At 68.9% G+C, this 16,877-nt stretch carries 11 protein-coding genes; 9 read left to right on the top strand and 2 right to left on the bottom strand.

The window, feature by feature from the left end:
• Nucleotides 1-4 precede the first annotated feature (4 nt).
• Genes EIZ45_RS32985 through EIZ45_RS32960 form a run of 6 tightly spaced genes read left to right on the top strand, consistent with a single transcriptional unit; the run spans nt 5 to nt 6,011 of the window.
• Nucleotides 5-1,045, top strand: coding sequence for an extracellular solute-binding protein (locus EIZ45_RS32985; protein ID WP_134666660.1), 1,041 nt, complete (start codon nt 5-7; stop codon nt 1,043-1,045).
• The gene (locus EIZ45_RS32980) at nt 1,021-1,923 is read left to right on the top strand and encodes an ABC transporter permease (RefSeq protein ID WP_240690784.1); all 903 of its coding nucleotides are present in this window, start codon (nt 1,021-1,023) and stop codon (nt 1,921-1,923) included. The genes EIZ45_RS32985 and EIZ45_RS32980 overlap by 25 nt, the downstream gene beginning before the upstream one ends.
• Nucleotides 1,916-2,734, top strand: a complete 819-nt coding sequence (locus tag EIZ45_RS32975) for an ABC transporter permease (protein WP_134666662.1) — start codon at nt 1,916-1,918, stop codon at nt 2,732-2,734. The genes EIZ45_RS32980 and EIZ45_RS32975 overlap by 8 nt, the downstream gene beginning before the upstream one ends.
• Nucleotides 2,731-3,756: an ABC transporter ATP-binding protein gene (locus tag EIZ45_RS32970; protein ID WP_134666664.1), complete on the top strand. Its 1,026-nt coding sequence runs from the start codon at nt 2,731-2,733 to the stop codon at nt 3,754-3,756. The genes EIZ45_RS32975 and EIZ45_RS32970 overlap by 4 nt, the downstream gene beginning before the upstream one ends.
• Complete coding sequence (locus tag EIZ45_RS32965; protein ID WP_134666666.1) at nt 3,753-5,375, top strand: amidohydrolase; 1,623 nt, start codon at nt 3,753-3,755, stop codon at nt 5,373-5,375. Before EIZ45_RS32970 ends, EIZ45_RS32965 begins: the two co-directional genes overlap by 4 nt.
• 6 nt (nt 5,376-5,381) lie before the next feature.
• Nucleotides 5,382-6,011, top strand: a complete 630-nt coding sequence (locus EIZ45_RS32960; RefSeq protein ID WP_051729765.1) for a flavin reductase family protein — start codon at nt 5,382-5,384, stop codon at nt 6,009-6,011.
• On the opposite strand, the gene EIZ45_RS32955 is transcribed toward EIZ45_RS32960, so the two are convergent.
• The gene (locus EIZ45_RS32955; protein ID WP_134666669.1) at nt 5,987-6,388 is read right to left on the bottom strand and encodes a hypothetical protein; all 402 of its coding nucleotides are present in this window, start codon (nt 6,386-6,388) and stop codon (nt 5,987-5,989) included. The two genes, EIZ45_RS32960 and EIZ45_RS32955, sit on opposite strands and share 25 nt — an antisense overlap.
• Before the next feature lie 90 nt (nt 6,389-6,478).
• Here EIZ45_RS32955 and EIZ45_RS32950 point away from each other — a divergent pair, with 90 nt between their 5' ends.
• Nucleotides 6,479-7,144, top strand: a complete 666-nt coding sequence (locus EIZ45_RS32950) for a DNA alkylation repair protein (protein WP_043827990.1) — start codon at nt 6,479-6,481, stop codon at nt 7,142-7,144.
• 27 nt (nt 7,145-7,171) lie between these two features.
• On the opposite strand, the gene EIZ45_RS32945 is transcribed toward EIZ45_RS32950, so the two are convergent.
• Nucleotides 7,172-7,861: a hypothetical protein gene (locus EIZ45_RS32945; protein ID WP_134666671.1), complete on the bottom strand. Its 690-nt coding sequence runs from the start codon at nt 7,859-7,861 to the stop codon at nt 7,172-7,174.
• 761 nt (nt 7,862-8,622) lie between these two features.
• Here EIZ45_RS32945 and EIZ45_RS32940 point away from each other — a divergent pair.
• Both EIZ45_RS32940 and EIZ45_RS32935 read left to right on the top strand, forming a co-directional pair.
• Nucleotides 8,623-9,654, top strand: coding sequence for an acyl-CoA desaturase (locus EIZ45_RS32940; RefSeq protein ID WP_134666673.1), 1,032 nt, complete (start codon nt 8,623-8,625; stop codon nt 9,652-9,654).
• Nucleotides 9,655-10,012: 358 nt separating this feature from the next.
• Nucleotides 10,013-16,537, top strand: coding sequence for a DUF11 domain-containing protein (locus EIZ45_RS32935; RefSeq protein WP_240692042.1), 6,525 nt, complete (start codon nt 10,013-10,015; stop codon nt 16,535-16,537).
• Nucleotides 16,538-16,877 lie beyond the last annotated feature (340 nt).

The following is a 16,877-nucleotide window of genomic DNA, read 5'->3' as shown; positions in this document are numbered from 1 at the left end:
AGCCATGAGACGCCGGATACCGACGCTGTTGTCCGCCGCGCTTCTGCTCACCACCGCCGGCTGCGCGATTTCCGAAGGCGGGCCGAACTCGCTCGTGTTCGTTTCCTACGGCCAAGGCGCGTACCAGGCGGGCCAGCGCGCCGCGTGGCTCGACCCCTACGAGAAGCAGACCGGGACGACGGTCACCCTCGACGGCCCGTCGAGCAACGCCAAGCTCAAGGCGATGGTCGAGGCGGGGAAGGTGACCTGGGACGTCGTCGACACCGACGCGTCCGCTGCCGCCGCCGTGTGCGGGAGCCTGCTCGAACCCGTCGACATGGGCGCGCAGGCTTCCGGGTTCCCGGAGGGCTCGCTCACCGACTGCGGGGTGCCGGACGCGTTCTTCGGCATGATGCTGATGTACGACTCGAAGGTCTACGGCAAGCATCCGCCGACGAAACTCGCGGATTTCTTCGACCCGAAGCAGTTCCCCGGACGCCGCATCATCTACGGCGGCGACCCGAGCGTCGGCACGATCGAGGCCGCGCTGCTGGCCGACGGAGTGCCGCGGGACAAGCTGTATCCGCTCGACATGCGCCGCGCGCTGCGGATGTACGACCGGATCCGGCCGCAGCTGGCCATCAGCAGCACGTACGGCGACCAGCAGCAGCGCATGGCCGGCGGGCAGGCGGACATGGCGCTGATCGTCAGCGCGCGGGCGTTCTCGCTGCTCAAGGCCGGTGCGACGAACTGGAAAGTGGTGCCTGACATCCCAGTTCCGGTGACCTGGGATGTCCTGGTGGTGCCGAAGGGGACGGCACGCGCCGAGGAGGCGAAGAAGCTCATCCGCTTCGCCTCGCAACCGGCGCAAGCGGCGGACTTCGCCGCGCGGGCGGGCGTGGGACCGGCCAACACGGCCGCCCCCGCCGCCCGTTCGGAGATCGGCCGCCAGCTCGACATCTGGGGCGAGGGCAAGGAGGACTTGCGAGTGCTCAGCAACGTGCGCTATTGGGCGGCGAACCGGCCCGAGCTGGTGAAGGCGTGGTCGGATTGGACGACCGGATGACCGCCGTGGCGACCCGCGTCCCGGCCGCGCCGCGGGCCGGGCGCGAAAAACGGCGGACCTCGTGGCTGCTGCTCCCCGCCGCGGCGGTGGTGCTGGTGTTCTTCTTCTACCCGCTCGCCGTGATCCTGTGGCGGAGCTTCACCGAACCGTCGTTCGGGGTCGGCAATTACCTGGCGGTGCTCGGCGACGAGGTGCAGATCCGCGTGCTGCTGCGGACTTTGCGGACCGCGCTGATCATCACCGTGGCGACGCTCGTCATCGCCTATCCCTACGCGTATGCGATGACGCTCGTCGGCCGTCGCGCCCGGTCGGTGCTGACGCTGCTGGTGCTGATGCCGTTCTGGACCAGCCTGATGGCGCGCAACTTCGCCTGGTACGTGCTCGAACAGCGCGGCGGCGTCATCGACCGGGTGCTGTCGGCGATCGGCATCGACGGGGTTGTGCTGCTGGGTTCGGTGGCTGGCGTGACGGTCGCGATGGTGCAGGTGATGCTGCCGTTCATGGTGCTGCCGCTGCAAAGTTCGATGCTGAGCATCGACCGCAGCCTGCTGCACGCGGCGGGCAGCCTCGGCGCGCGGCGTCCGGTCGCGTTCCTGCGGGTGTACGTGCCGCTGTCGATGCCGGGCGTGCTGGCGGGGGTGTCGGTGGTGTTCATCATGTCGCTGGGCTTCTACATCACCCCGGCGCTGCTCGGCACGCCGCAGCAGGCGCTGGTCGCGCAGGTGATCGGCACCCAGGTCAACGACCTGCTGGACTTCGCGGGCGCCGGCGCGCTCGGGACGATCCTCCTGGTCGTCACGCTCGTGGTGCTCGCCGTGCTCAGCCGCGTGGCCGCGCCGCTGGGCACCAGTGCGGCTGGAGGTGCCGACCGTGGCTGACAATCCGTCCATCAGCAGGGCCGCCGCGGTGCGGCAGCGGAGCCTCGGCTGGGGCCTGCGCGTGTGGGTCGCGCTCGTCGCGTTCGTGCTCGTCGCACCGACGCTCGTGGTGATCCCGATGAGCTTCGGCGCGGGCTCGACGTTCGAGTTCCCGCCGAAGGACTGGTCGTGGCACTGGTACGCGGAGTTCTTCACCAGCAAGCAATGGCTGGCCGCACTGGCGAATTCGGTCCAGGTCGGGGTGCTCGCCGCGGCGCTGGCGACCGTGCTCGGCGTGGCGGCCGCGCTGGCGCTCGACCGGATGCGGCGGGGGAGGGGCATCGTCCGGCAGCTGCTGATGGCTCCGATGATCCTGCCCGGCATCGTCGTGGCGGTCGCGATTTACGGCGTCTTCCTGCGCTGGCAGCTGAACGGCACGATGCTCGGTTTCGTGCTGGCGCACGCGGTGCTGGGGCTGCCGTTCGTGCTCACCTCGGTGCAGACCAGCCTCGCCGGATACGACCCGATCATGGAGAAGGCCGCGGCGAGCCTCGGCGCGCCGCGCTGGACGACGGTGCGCAAGGTCGTGCTCCCGATCATCGCGCCCGGCGTGCTGTCCGGTTTCGTGTTCGCCTTCGCCACGTCGTTCGACGAGGTCGTGGTCGCGCTGTTCCTGCAGACGCCCGCGATCAAGACGCTGCCGGTGAAAATGTACGAATCGATCGTGCTGGAAATCGACCCGACGATCGCCGCCGCGTCGAGCCTGATCGTCGTGTTCACCACCATCCTGCTGTTCGTCCCCGCCGTTCTGCGCCGAAAAGAGCAATCATGACTGACGGAATCGCGACCGCACACGTGACGAAGGCGTACCCCGGCGTCGACCGGCCTGCAGTGGACGACGTTTCGCTGCACATCGCCGACGGCGAGTTCATGACCTTCCTCGGCCCGTCCGGTTCGGGCAAGACGACCATGCTGTCGATGATCGCCGGATTCACCCCGCTCACGTCCGGATCGATCACTGTGGACGGTCAGGAGATCTCGCGGCTCAAACCGCACCGGCGGAACCTCGGGGTGGTTTTCCAGCAATACGCGCTTTTCCCGCACATGTCGGTGGCGCGCAATGTCGCGTTTGGACTGACGCAGCGCAAGGTGCCGAAGCCGGAGATCGCACGGCGGGTGGACGACGTGCTGGACCTGGTCGGATTGTCGGCGGTGCGGGATCGGTTGCCGCGCCAGCTTTCCGGCGGCCAGCAGCAGCGCGTCGCTCTGGCGCGAGCGGTGGTATACGAACCGCGCGCGTTGCTGATGGACGAGCCTTTGGGTGCGCTGGACAAGAAGCTGCGCGATCAGTTGCAGCGGGAAATCGCGCGCATGCACCGGGAATTGGGCATGACGTTCCTCTTCGTGACGCACGACCAGCAGGAGGCGCTGACGTTGTCGGACCGGATCGCGGTGTTCAACGACGGCCGGATCGAACAGGTCGGCACCCCGGAGGAATTGTACGAGCGGCCGGAGACGTTGTTCGTCGCGCAGTTCGTCGGGGAGTCCAATGCGTTGTCGCTGACGGCGGGGGAGGTGACGATCGTGCGGCCGGAAAGGTTGACCCTGCACACTTCCTCAGATCCTGTCCCGAGTGGACACCAGCGGGCGAGCGCGCAGGTGACCGACATCGTGTACGTCGGCGACCACACGCGGATTTGGCTGCGGTATTCCGACGGTGCGCGCGGGTGTGCGGTGCTGTCGGCCGGGGTCGCGCACGATCATCGGCCCGGGGACGAGGTGATCGCGGCCTGGCATCCGGAGCACCAGGCCGTGGTGCCGAGCGCCGACGTCCCGGAATTGGCGGCGGTATGACCGAGGATGTGCTGCTGCGCGGAGGAGTGGTCCGGACGTTCGATCCGGCAGTCGGGACCGTTTCCGCGGTGCTGGTGTCGGACGGCCGGATCGCCGCGGTCGGCGACGACGAGACGGTTTCCGCCGCGGCCGCGCCGGACGCGCGGGTCGTCGAACTGGCGGGCCGGACTGTCCTTCCTGGACTGAACGACGCGCATTTGCACCTGGCTTTCCACGCCGCCGCCGGTCCGGAGTTCTGCGTGGACCTTTCGGCCGCCTCGGATCTTTCCGCGGTAGCCCGTGCGTTGGCGGGTGCGCCACCGGGGGAGTGGATCGTCGGCCGCGGCTGGCGGGAAACGACGATCGCCGAATTCGCCGATGGCCGAGCGGTGCCGACCCGTGCCTGGCTCGACGGCGCGACTGGCTCCCAACCGACGGTGCTGCATCACGCGTCGTCCCACGAGGTGTGGGCGAACAGCGCGGCGCTCGCGCGGGCCGGGATCACCGCGGCGACACCGGACCCGGAAGCCGGGGAGATCGTGCGTGACGCCGCCGGCGAGCCGACCGGGGTGCTCGTGGAAAGCGCACAGGAACTGGTCGCCTCGCTGGTGCCGAAGCCGAGCCGGTCGGTCCGGCTGGATTCGATCGTGCGCAGCATGGAACGGTTGAACGCCCTCGGGATGACGAGCGTGACCGATCCGATCGTCCCGCCGGACCTGTGGCAGGACTACCGGGACCTGCACGCCGCCGGCCGGCTGCGGATGCGGATCACCGCGCTGCTGCATTGGAACTGGCCGTCGCCGGCGACGTCCGCCGCCTCGCTGGCGGAACTGCTGGACGAGACGGATTTCTCGGTCGGCGACGACCTGCTGCGGATCGGCGGCATCAAACTGTTCGCCGACGGCGTGCCGACGCACTGCACCGCGTGGATGCACTCGGCGTACCCGTCCGGCGGGCACGGAAGCCTGGTGACCTTCGGCCCCGACGACGACGCGCGCGTGCGTGAGCTGCACGAACTGATCCTGGCCGCCCACGTCCGGCGGGTGCGCGTGCAAGTCCACGTGACCGGGGACCGGGCCGCGGACGCGGTAGTCGACGCGATCGAGGCGGCCCAGACCGTCGACCCCTGGCCGGAAGCGCGGCACGCCCTGATCCACGGCACCTTCTTGTCCACCGCCGTGCTCTCCCGCCTGGCGCGGTCCGGAATCGGGGTCATCACCAGTTCGCTGATGCGGACCTACAGCGGCCCGTCCATGGTCCGCGTGCTGGGCGAGGAGCGGTGGGCCGACGCCTTCCCCGCGCGAGCCCTGCTGGACCACGGCGTGGCGGTCGCCGACAGCTCGGACGCCCCGGTGACCGTGCCGGACTGGCGCCGAGGCGTCGCGACCTTCACCGGCCTGCCCGGCCCGAACGCCTTCTCCACGGTGGCCAACCCGCTGACCAGGGAGGAAGCGCTGCGCCTGTGGACCACCGGCCCGGCGTGGCTGGAACACGCGGAGTCCGTCAAGGGAACCCTCCGTGTCGGTTCCCTCGCCGACCTGGCGGTGTTCGCCCACGATCCGGTCACCGCTGCGGGTCCGGAGTTGCTCAGCGTACGGTCGGAACTGACCATGCTCGGGGGACGGGTAGTGACGGAGTGAGGTTTCGTGTACAGCAGCAACACCGACGCTGACCGCGGCGCTTTCGTGTGGATGGTGAAGAACGCCGTCGTCCCGCGGCCGATCGCGTGGGTGAGCACAGTGGACGGCGCGGGGGTGCGGAACCTCGCGCCGTTCAGCTACTTCGCGCCGCTGACCATGGACCCGCCGACGGTGCTGTTCTCGATTTCGGAAGCGCCGAAAGACACTTTGGCCAATATCGAGGCACAGGGCGAGTTCGCGATCACGATCGCGCTGAGCGGCCAGGAGGAATTGGTCGCGCGCACTGCGTCCACAGTGGACTCCTCTGTGGACGAGGCGGAACACGTGGGTCTGTCGTGGACGCCCGGGGTGCGGATCGCCGCGCCGCATCCCGCCGGGGCGGGCCCGAGCCTGGAATGCACGCTGGTGAAGATCGAGGAGTTCCGGGGCTCGCACCTGGTCTTCGGCGAGGTGGTCGGAGTCGCGGTGGACGACCGCCTGTTGCGCCCGGACGGCCGGCTGGACCAGGACGTGTACCACCCGGTGGGCCGCATGGGCGGCGCGACGTTCACCCGAGTGAACAACTGGGTGCGGGTGCCGATCCCCGCTCCGGAGGAGTTCCTGGCCGCGGGTCAGCATTCCGATGCGGGCAGCTGACCCTGCTGACAGGCCCATTCGCGCTGGATCTCACCGGACGTCTTCGGACGGCCGGGGCCGCCGGGGTCGAGGTAGCCCTGGTATTCCTTGCAGCGCGGGTTGAACTTGCCCGCGTTGACCGCCCGCTGGCCGCAACCTGGGCCGGTCGAGGGATCACGTCGTTTGGCTTGTGACGTGCTGGCCGTGGGCCTGCCAGTCGGCTTGGCCGAAGTCGAGGCAGCCGGTGGCGACGGGACCGGGACTGTTGTCGTGGACGGGGCTGGTTCGGGAGCGGACTGGCTCGGCAGCGGTGGGCCTGCGACGGCGTGCTGGGCAGGCGGGTTCGTAGTACACCCGGCCAGCGCGATGGCGGTGACGGCGAGGCGGGTCCGGGTCATGCCAGAAAGACGTACCCCGGTCCGTGCGCGTTACCCCCGCCCCACTTCGCGTAGCCTCGGCCCTGTCCACGTCTGAGCAGGGAGGTTCCCGTGGCCGAAGCAACCCTCGCCGGGGTCCTCGACCGGCTCGCGGAGCTGCACGACCCCAAAATCCGCGCCGTCAACGAGAACCACGGCGACGACCACAGCGTCAACCTCACCAAACTCCGCGCCCTCGCGAAGGAACTCAAAGCCCAGCCCGACCTGGCCCGCGAACTCTGGCAGACCGGCGACCCCAACGCCCGCCTGCTCGCGCTCCTCGTCGCCCGGCCGAAGCAGTTCGACCGCGACGACCTCGACAAGATGCTTCGCGAGGCGGGCACTCCCAAGGTCCACGACTGGCTTCTCGCGAACATCGTCAAGAAGAGCCGCCACGCCGAGGACCTCCGCACCGCCTGGCTCGCAGATCCCGACCCGGTGGTCGCGAGCGCGGGCTGGGCGCTCACCGTGGACCGCGTCGCCAAGAAGCCCGACGGGCTCGACCTCGAGCGGCTCCTCGACGTTATCGAAGCCGAGATGAAAACCGCCCCGGCGCGGTTGCAGTGGGCGATGAATCACTGCCTCGCCCAGATCGGCATCGAGAACCCCGGCCTGCGCGCCCGCGCGATCGGCATCGGGGAGCGGCTGGGAGTGCTCAAGGACTATCCGACCCCGCCGAACTGCACCTCGCCGTACGCGCCGGTGTGGATCGCGGAGATGGTCAAGCGGCAGGCTTGACGGCAACACCAGCTGAACCACACAAAGTCAGGCCTCGGCGAGCTCGATGAAGCTCGTCCAATCCGGATCGGACAACCCGAGCTGAGCACCGGCTTCGGCGAGGGCGGAGGCCGCGGAATCGAGGAACCACGACGCGGTCAGCACCATCTTCGCCGCAGCGGCGGGATCGCGGCGGACGCCCTCGGGAGTGAGGTCCTGCGCCTTGAGCGCGTGGACGGCGGAGTCGAGCAGCTGGGCGACGAGGCTGTACGCGTTGGCCGCCTCGGTGGTGCGAGTCAGCGCCCGGAACCGCGGGCGGGCGGCTTCGACGAGATCGGGGACCAGCAGGGAACGCAGCCGCGGCCATTCCGCTGCCATGTGCTCGCCCAGCCAGCCGGAAAGCCGCTGATAGCGCACGGCGGCCTGCTCGAAGCGGGACCGCAGGGAGGTGATTTCCGCCGGTTCGGACTCGCCTTCCATGAAGAGGATTCCGGTCGTCGCGACCACCGCCGGGTCGTTGAGATCCACGCAGCCGACGGCGCCGTGCGCGGGGTCGAGCCGGTCGGGCGCCGGACTGTCCGACCACCGGGCGGCCAGCAGTTTCAAGGCGTTGGCATCGCGCCGCCAGGCCGCCGACTCCTCGAGCTTGAGCACCGAGTGGTACCGCTCGTGCTCGCGGTGGTCGCGCGCCACCCGCACGTATCCGGCCAGTTCCGCCGGCGACGGTCCGTCGCTCATGGTCGATGCCCCTTCGCCTGGTCCACCCGAGAGCAAATGTTACACACTCTCTAGATTTAGAGTGAACCTAATTTTGCGGCGAGAGGGTCAGCGGCGACGGCTCCGCGGGCGGGCCGGTTCGGCCCGGTCGTCCGGCGAGACGGCGGGTTGGCGGAACAGGCCGCCGTACCGGTCCTCTTGCGGGCGGACGAGGGCGCCGGGGCGCGGGCTTTCGGCGACGGGATGGCTGAAAAGCGGAGAGCTGACTGGTGCGGTGATGGGTTTGCCTTTCCGGGCAAGACGGACCGTGACGGACCAAGAGAAACCGGGCGGATGGGCCACGTCGCACCACCGCCGTCCGGGAAGGGCGCCACTGGCTGATGCCGCGGGTGCGACCGAAGCGAGGGCAGCTCGGCGGCTGACAGGCCGCGAGGGTGACGGTGGTGTGCCGTGGGCCCGACGACATGACGTGCGTTCGCCCTGACCGCGATCGGCCCGGACTGTCGGCGCACAAGATGTTCTCGGACACTGCTGACGGTACACCCTCGGCGGCCCGGTGCGCGCCGCCGCGTGCCCGGAACGGGGGATTCGGCAGTGGGCGAAGTCTCCCCGGCACGTCAGAATCCCTTGGTGGGCAAGGGATTACGCGTCTCGGGATGGTCTTGCCATCCGGATAAGGGATTTCTCCGGGTGTAGGCTCGACGGCAGGACCCCGGTCGCGGGCCTCCACTTCTGTCGAACCACTGCGGTTGTCCGGCACGCCACCCGATGCGGAGCGGAAAATGGACAGACCGGCACACGGCCCGGGACACGGCAGCGAGTTCGCGGAGCTTTCGGCGCTGGTGAAAGAGGCGGGTTTGTTCCGCCGCCGCCCGGTGCACTACCTCGTCCGCGCCGCAGCGGCGTTACTGGCGTTCGGCGGGGCGTGGACGCTGCTCGCGCTCGGCCCGGCGAGCTGGTGGCAGCTCGGCACGGCGGCGCTGCTGGCCGTCGCCTACACCCAGCTCTCGTTCCTCGGCCACGACGCCGGGCACAAGCAGATCTTCCGGACCCGCCGCGCGAACGACGCCGCCGGAACGGCACTGGCCGCGCTGGTCGGGCTGAGCTACGGCTGGTGGGTCGCGAAGCACACCCGGCACCACGCGAACCCGAACCTCGAGGAATCCGATCCGGACATCGACATTCCCGCCCTGGCGTTCACCCGCCGGCAGGGCCGCGCGAAAGCGGGTTTCCTGCGCTGGATGGCGAAATACCAGGCTTTCCTCTTCTTTCCGTTGCTGCTGCTGGAAGGCATCGACCTGCACTGGTCCGGGATCAAGGCGGTGCGCCACGGCGGAACGCGGTCCCCTCGGCTCGACGCGACGCTGCTCGCCGTCCACCTCGCCGCGTACCTCGCGGCCGTGTTTCTCTTGCTGCCGCCGGGAATCGCCGCGGTCTTCGTCGTCGTGCACCACGCCGCGTGGGGTGTCTACATGGGATGCTCGTTCGCGCCGAACCACAAGGCGATGCCGCACCTGGAACCCGGGCACCGGCTGGATTTCCTCCGCCGCCAGGTGCTGACGTCGCACAACGTCCGCGGCGGCCGCTGGGCGACCTACGCGCTGGGCGGGCTGAACTACCAGATCGAGCACCATCTCTTCCCGAGCATCCCGATGGCGACCCTGCACCGGGCGCAGCCGCTGGTGCGGGACTTCTGCGCCGCCCGGGGGATCAGCTACAGCCAGGGCGGGCTGTTCCGCACCTACGCGGACGTCCTGGCGCACCTGCACCAGGTCGGGGCCCCGCTGCGAACCGCGGCGGAATCGGGTCGCTAGGAGCACAGTCTCGAACACCGGGCAGATTCCGGCGGATTTCCGCGCGAACAATCCCCGAAGGCTGCCCGGCGCGGCCGCCGGATCCGACACATTTTCGCGTCGCGGTTCCGGCTCGAATCCGGACCGGAATGGCAACACCCCCTCAGGGCGTCGCGGATAGCGTGCGGAATCGGAGGCTAGCCGGGGCTTTTTCACGTTCGCACCCCTGCTGACCTGCCCGGGTTCCCCCTATGTGGTGATTCTGGGCCCGCTGCCTCCCCGTCGCGGGGGAGAGCGCGGTACGAATTCTCCTGCCAGGTGTCGATGAACGCGGGTAAGCAGCTCGACAATTCCGTTCTTTGCCGTGGGAGCTTTCGTGATGGCCCGTCGTTCCGGATTCATGCGCTCCCGCGGGAAGCGCGCCGCCGCGGCTCTCGCTGTGGTCTTCGCCCTGAGCCTCGCGAGCGCCGCGCCCGCGATGGGCACGACCCTGCCGCCCAGCACCAGCACGGCGAGCCCGTCCGCGGCTCCGGCTTCGGCGCAGGAGAGCCCGGCGCCGTCCAGCCCGGCTGCCCCCGCGCCGACCAGCATCACCACGACTACCTCGGCGCCGCCCGCCGCACCGCAGCCGAGGGCGGTCGAGCCGAGAGGCCTGGGCACGCCGCGCAAAATCGGCCCCGACCCGGCGTTCTCGACGGTCGCCCACGGCGCGATCACCATGGCCTCGAACTCGGTCGTCAGCTGCGGCACCGTGCCCACGTCCTGCGGGGAGACCGCGAACAACTCCACCTACGGCTACTGGGTCAAAAGCGACCCGGCCGCCCCGGGCAACACCGCCTCGAGCGCGAACCTGACCATCCCGCCCGGCGCCACCGTCCTCTCGGCCCGGCTGTATTGGCAGGTCAACCCGATCTCCTCAAACGCCGACTCCGGCGACGCCTCCCGCGCGAACCAGGTCGCGTTCAAAGCCCCGGGTTCCGCGACCTACCAGCGGCTGACCGCCGACACCTACGACTGGTTCGACGCGCTCGGCAGCGGATCCCCGCAGATCACCGCGCACGCGGGCGTCAAGGACGTCACCGGGCTGGTCAAACAGGCAGGCGGCGGCTCCTATACCGTCGCCGACCTCCAAGCCTGCCGCGGCAACTCGGCCAACTCCGCGAGCAACCTCGGCTGCTGGGGCGGCTGGTCGCTGGTCGTGGCGTACGAACTGGACACCGATCCGCTGCGCTACCTGCAGATCTGGGACGGCTTCGACGTGGTCCGCGGAGGTGCCAGTCCCACCTCCACCACCATCGACCTGAACGGGATCCGGAGCCCGGGCGACCATGCCCCGTCGGCCACCATGGGCGTGGTCGTCGGCGACGGCGACGCCAACATCTCCGGCGACTACCTCGAATTCGGCCGCGACGCCGCGTCGCTGCAGCGGCTGACGCTGCCCGCGCCCGGCGGCACTAGCACGAACAACGCGTTCAGCAGCCGGATCGACCGCGTCGCCGCGAACGGCGCCGGCAGCAATGTCGCCGACCGCACGCCGAATCCGGCCAACAACTTCGGCTACGACGCGCGCACGGTCGACGTCACCGGCAAACTGCCCGCCGGCTCGGACCGGGCCCAGCTGAAGGTCGGGACCACCGGCGACGCGCTGTACCCGCAGACCGTCTGGCTGATGACCGAGGCCAACGAGCCCAACCTGCAGATCGTCAAGTCCAACGACCCCGAGGGCAACGTCCAGGAACGCCCGCCGGGCTGGGTCGGGCAGGGCGGCGAGATCTCCTACGGGCTCGACGTCGCCAACCGCAACCCGGACGGCAGCACCACGAACCTGGACACCGCGACCGGCGTGGTCGTCACCGACACCCTGCCCGCCGGAGTGTCCTATGTGGCCGGTTCGGACCCGCGATGCACGGCGTCCGGTCAGGTCGTCACCTGCCAGCTGCCCGATCTGGCCCCAGGACAGAGCACGCACCTCGGGTTCCGCGTCACCGTTTCGCCGACGGTCGCTCCCGGCACCCGCCTCGACAACACCGCGTCGGTGGCCTTCCAGGGCAAGCAGACCGGCCGCGAGCAGACGCGGACCAGCAACACCGTCCGCAACGTGGTCGCGGCGCCGGAGTACACGCTGGCGAAGGTCGTGGACAAGGCGACCGCGCTGCCCGGCGACCAGCTGACCTACACCGTCACGCTGGCCAACACCGGCCCCATCGCGGTGCCGCCCACCACTGTCACCGACACGCTCCCGCCCGGCACGACCTTCGTCAGCGCGGACACCACGAGCGGCACCGTCACCGGGACCGGTCCGTTGCAATGGCACGCCGCGGCGATCCCTCCGGGCGGCCAGGCCACGCTGACCGTGCACGTCCGGATCGACGACGCGACCATCGGCGCCACGCTGATCAACCGCGCGAAGGTGACCGAGGGCCCGCCGCCGACCGTCCCGCCGGAACGGCAGTGCAAGGACGACGCCACCGCTTCTTGTGCGGAGACGGTGGTGCCCGGCACGAAAATCGAGATCGCCAAGACCGCAGACAAGGCGTCGGCGAACCCCGGCGACACCGTGACTTATACCGTGGTCGTGCGCAACACCGGCCAGGTCTCCGCGCGCGGCGCGACGTTCACCGACGACCTGTCGAAGGTCCTCGACGACGCCGTCTACAACAACGACGCCGCTCCCGCCGCGCAAACCTCTTACACCGCACCGAAACTGACCTGGACCGGCGACCTCCCGGTAGGCGGTTCGGCGACGATCACCTACAGCGTCACCGTGAAGAATCCCGTGACCGGCGACCACAAGCTGGTCAACACGGTCACGTCGACCACACCAGGCAGCAACTGCGCGGCCGGGTCCACTGATCCTCGGTGCGGCACCACGACGCCGGTCTCCGGAATCCGGATCAGCAAGACCGCCGATCCCGCCAGCGCCAAGCCCGGCGACACCGTGAAGTACACCGTGACGGTCGCGAACACCGGCCAGACTCCGTTGTCCGGCGCGACTTTCACCGACGATCTGTCCAAAGTGCTGGATGACGCTTCGTATGCCGGTGATGCGTCGGCTTCTTCCGGTTCGGTGAGTTATGCGGCACCGCTGCTGACGTGGACCGGCGATGTGCCCGTCGGCGGGGCCGCGACGGTGACGTACTCGGTGAAGGTCAACAACCCCGACACCGGCGATCACAAGCTGGTCAACGTCGTCACGTCCACGACGCCGGGCAACAACTGCGTCGCGGGTTCGACCGATCCGGCGTGCTCGACGACGACTCCGGTGTCCGGAATGCGGATCGAGAAGAAGGCCGACAAGCAGTCCGCGAATCCCGGCGACCAGGTGACCTACACCGTCGTCGTGGCGAACACCGGCCAGACTCCGTTGCCAGGCGCGACTTTCACGGACGATCTGTCCAAAGTGCTCGATGACGCCTCTTATGCCGGCGATGCCTCGGCTTCGGTGGGTTCGGTGTCTTACGCCGCGCCTAAGCTGACCTGGACGGGCACCCTCGCGGTCGGCGCTTCGGCAACGATCACCTACAGCGTCACCGTGAAGAATCCTGTTGCAGGCGACCACAAACTGATCAACACGATCACCTCCACGACGCCAGGCAACAACTGTGTCGCGGGCTCGGCCGACCCGGCGTGTTCGACCACGACGCCGGTGTCCGGGATCGAGTTCGCCAAGACCGTCGACAAGACCAGCGCGAACCCCGGCGACAAGGTCACGTACACGGTGACCGTCCGGAACACCGGCCAAACTCCGTTGTCCGGCGCGACTTTCACCGACGACTTGTCGCAGGTGCTGGACGACGCCGACTACAACAACGACGCCGCCCCAGCCGCGCAAACCTCCTACGCCGCGCCCAGGCTGACCTGGACCGGCGACCTCCCGGTAGGCGGTTCGGCGACGGTCACCTACAGCGTCACTGTTAAGAATCCTGTTGCCGGTGACCACAAACTGATCAACACGATCACCTCCGCCACCCCGGGTAGCAACTGCGCCGCCGGTTCCGCCGATCCCCGCTGCGGCACTACGACACCGGTGTCGGGAATGCGGATCGCCAAATCCGCCGACCGCGACCAGGTCGTGCCCGGCGACAAGGTGACCTATACGATCACCGTCACCAACACCGGCCAAACCCCGTTGCCCGGCGCGACTTTCACCGACGACCTGTCCCAGGTGCTGGACGACGCCGACTACAACAACGATGCCATTCCGGCCGCGCAGGTCTCTTACGCCGCACCGAAACTGACGTGGACCGGCGACCTGCCCATCGGCGGTTCCGCGACGGTGAAGTACAGCGTCACGGTCAAGAACCCGGATCCGGGGGACAAGAAGCTGCACAACGTCGTCACGTCCTCGACCCCCGGCACCAACTGCCCGCCGGGTTCCACCGACCCGTCGTGCTCGACGACGACGCCGGGCAAGGAGCTGACGGTCGCCAAGACTGTCGACAAGCAGACCGCGAACCCGGGCGACAAGGTCACCTACACCGTGAAGGTGACCAATACCGGCCAGGTCCCGATGCCGGACGCGAGCTTCACCGACGACTTGTCGCAGGTGCTGGACGACGCCTCCTACAACGAGGACGCGTCTTCCTCAGTGGGCTCGACGGCCTACACCGCACCGCGGCTGACGTGGACGGGCAACCTGCCGGTCGGTGCCTCCGCGACAGTGACCTACAGCGTCACCGTGAAGAATCCTGTTACCGGCGACCTCCAGTTGCGCAACACAGTCAGCACGCCCGTTCCCGGCAACTGCGAGCCTGGTTCGACGGACCCGAAGTGCTCGACCCTGACGCCGCTGCCGGGGATGACGATCGAGAAGAAGGTCGACAAGCAGTCCGCGAACCCCGGGGACAAGGTCACGTACACGGTCACCGTGACGAACACCGGCAAGACTCCGCTGCCCGGCGCGACTTTCACCGACGACCTGTCGAAGGTCCTCGACGACGCCGCCTACAACGGTGACGCCGCTTCGTCCGCCGGTTCCGTGTCGTATGCCGCGCCGCGCTTGACCTGGACCGGTGACCTGCCGATCGGCGCCTCGGCGACGGTCACCTACAGCGTCACCGTGAACAACCCCGTCAAGGGTGATTTCAAGCTGGCGAACGTGGTCACGTCGGACACTCCGGGCGGGAACTGCCCGCCGGGGTCGACGGACCCGCGCTGCGGCACCGAGACGCCGGTGTCCGGCATCGCGATCAGCAAGGTCGCGGACAAGCCGTCGGCGAATCCCGGGGACAAGGTCACCTACACCGTGACTGTCACGAACACCGGCCAGACACCGTTGTCCGGCGCGACCTTCACGGACGACCTGTCGAAGGTCCTCGACGACGCTGCCTATGACGGCGACGCGGCCGCTTCTGTCGGTGTGGTCACTTATGCTGCTCCTCGATTGACATGGACTGGCGATCTTCCGGTGGGCGCTTCGGCGACGGTGACCTACAGCGTGACTGTGGCGAAGCCGGTCAAGGGCGACCACCGGCTGACGAACGTGGTCACGTCCGACACGCCGGGGTCGAACTGCCTGCCGGGCTCCACGGACCCGCGCTGCGGGACGACGACGCCGGTGTCCGGGTTGGACATTTCGAAGGTCGTGGACAAGAAGGAGGTGAAGCCAGGGGACAAGGTCACTTATACGGTCACGGTGAAGAACACGGGCCAGACGCCCTTGCCCGGCGCGACTTTCACGGATGACCTGTCGAAGGTGCTGGACGATGCGACCTACGGGGACGATGCTGCGGCTTCGATCGGCTCGGTGAGCTATGCGGCACCACGGTTGACGTGGACCGGCGACCTCCCGGTGGGTGGTTCGGCGACGGTCACCTACAGCGTCACCGTGAACAATCCCGTCAAGGGTGATTTCAAGCTGGCGAACGTGGTCACGTCGGACACTCCCGGCGGGAACTGCCCGCCTGGATCCACCGATCCGCGTTGCGGCACCACGACTCCCGTCGCGGGCTTGGACATCACGAAGGTCGCGGACAAGAAGGACGTCAAGCCAGGGGACAAAGTCACTTACACGGTCACGGTGAAGAACACCGGCCAGACGCCCTTGCCCGGCGCGACTTTCACGGACGACCTGTCGAATGTCCTCGACGATGCGACCTACGGCAATGATGCCGCGGCTTCGATCGGCTCGGTGACCTACACGGCGCCACGGTTGACGTGGAGTGGCGACCTCCCGGTGGGCGGTTCGGCGACGGTCACCTACAGCGTCACCGTGAACAACCCGGTCAAGGGCGATCATCGGTTGGCGAATGTGGTCACGTCGGACACCCCGGGCACGAACTGCCCGCCGGAGTCGAAGGACCCGCGCTGCGGGACCACGACGTCGGTCGCAGGACTGATCCTGGAGAAGAAGGCGAGCGTCACCGAGGCGAAGGCGGGAGATCAGGTCACCTACACCGTCACCGCGCGGAACACCGGCCAGACCGACCTGAAGGACGCCACCTTCACCGACGACCTGACCAATGTCCTCACCAACGCGACGTACAACAACGACGCGACCGCCTCGACCGGCTCGACGACCTACGCCGCACCCCGCCTGACCTGGACCGGAGACCTGCCGCTCGGTGCGATCGCGACGGTCACCTACAGCGTGAAGGTCAAGACCCCCGTCGGTGACGGGCAGAGCCTGCGCAACGTCATTACGTCGACCACGCCAGGCACCAACTGCCCCGACCCCTCGACCGACGAGCGATGCAAGACGACCACGCCGCTCACGAAGACGCCGCCCACGCCACCGACCCCGCCGACAGTCCCGCCGACGCCGCCGGTCCAGCCACCACCGCCGACGCCACCGCTGGCATCGACCGGCGTGGTACTGATCCCAGTGGGCATCGCAGCGCTCGCCCTGCTCGCCGGAGGCGGAGCACTGCTGCTGCTCTCGCGCCGCCGCCGCTCCCGGCCCTGACCGGGTGACGGACGGCTGGGCCTGTCGCGGTGGGCAGGCCCAACCACCGTCGGTGCACGCTGCTCCGGGGCACGGTGCCACCGTGCGCCCCGTCGCGAGCGAGGCTGGGTCGACCCCGGGATGGGGCCCGCCGCGTCGCTGCGAGCCCTTCCTGGCGGCGGTTGGGTTCTCGGCCGGGTTGGCAACAGGACCGTCTGATCGTTCCTGCGCACTGACTGCCTCGGCCGCAAACCTCACGGGTGAACGTCGGGGCGGCGGCACTGGACCGCGCCCCCGCCTGGACTTCACCCCGGCGACGTGAACGTCCGTGAAGACATCCCTGGGTTTTGTTTGTCAAGCG

The sequence above is a fragment of the Amycolatopsis sp. CFH S0740 genome, from assembly GCF_004522315.1.
Taxonomy (GTDB): Bacteria; Actinomycetota; Actinomycetes; order Mycobacteriales; family Pseudonocardiaceae; genus Amycolatopsis; species Amycolatopsis nivea.
This window is presented reverse-complemented; position numbering and strand designations above follow the sequence as displayed.

Bases quoted from the DNA above. Each gene is read 5' to 3' on its own strand.
- EIZ45_RS32985 (WP_134666660.1), top strand. From the start codon at position 5: ATGAGACGCCGGATACCGACGCTGTTGTCCGCCGCGCTTCTGCTCACC.
- EIZ45_RS32970 (WP_134666664.1), top strand. From the start codon at position 2,731: ATGACTGACGGAATCGCGACCGCACACGTGACGAAGGCGTACCCCGGC.
- EIZ45_RS32965 (WP_134666666.1), top strand. From the start codon at position 3,753: ATGACCGAGGATGTGCTGCTGCGCGGAGGAGTGGTCCGGACGTTCGAT.
- EIZ45_RS32955 (WP_134666669.1), bottom strand. From the start codon at position 6,388: ATGACCCGGACCCGCCTCGCCGTCACCGCCATCGCGCTGGCCGGGTGT.
- EIZ45_RS32945 (WP_134666671.1), bottom strand. From the start codon at position 7,861: ATGAGCGACGGACCGTCGCCGGCGGAACTGGCCGGATACGTGCGGGTG.
- EIZ45_RS32940 (WP_134666673.1), top strand. From the start codon at position 8,623: ATGGACAGACCGGCACACGGCCCGGGACACGGCAGCGAGTTCGCGGAG.
- EIZ45_RS32935 (WP_240692042.1), top strand. From the start codon at position 10,013: ATGGCCCGTCGTTCCGGATTCATGCGCTCCCGCGGGAAGCGCGCCGCC.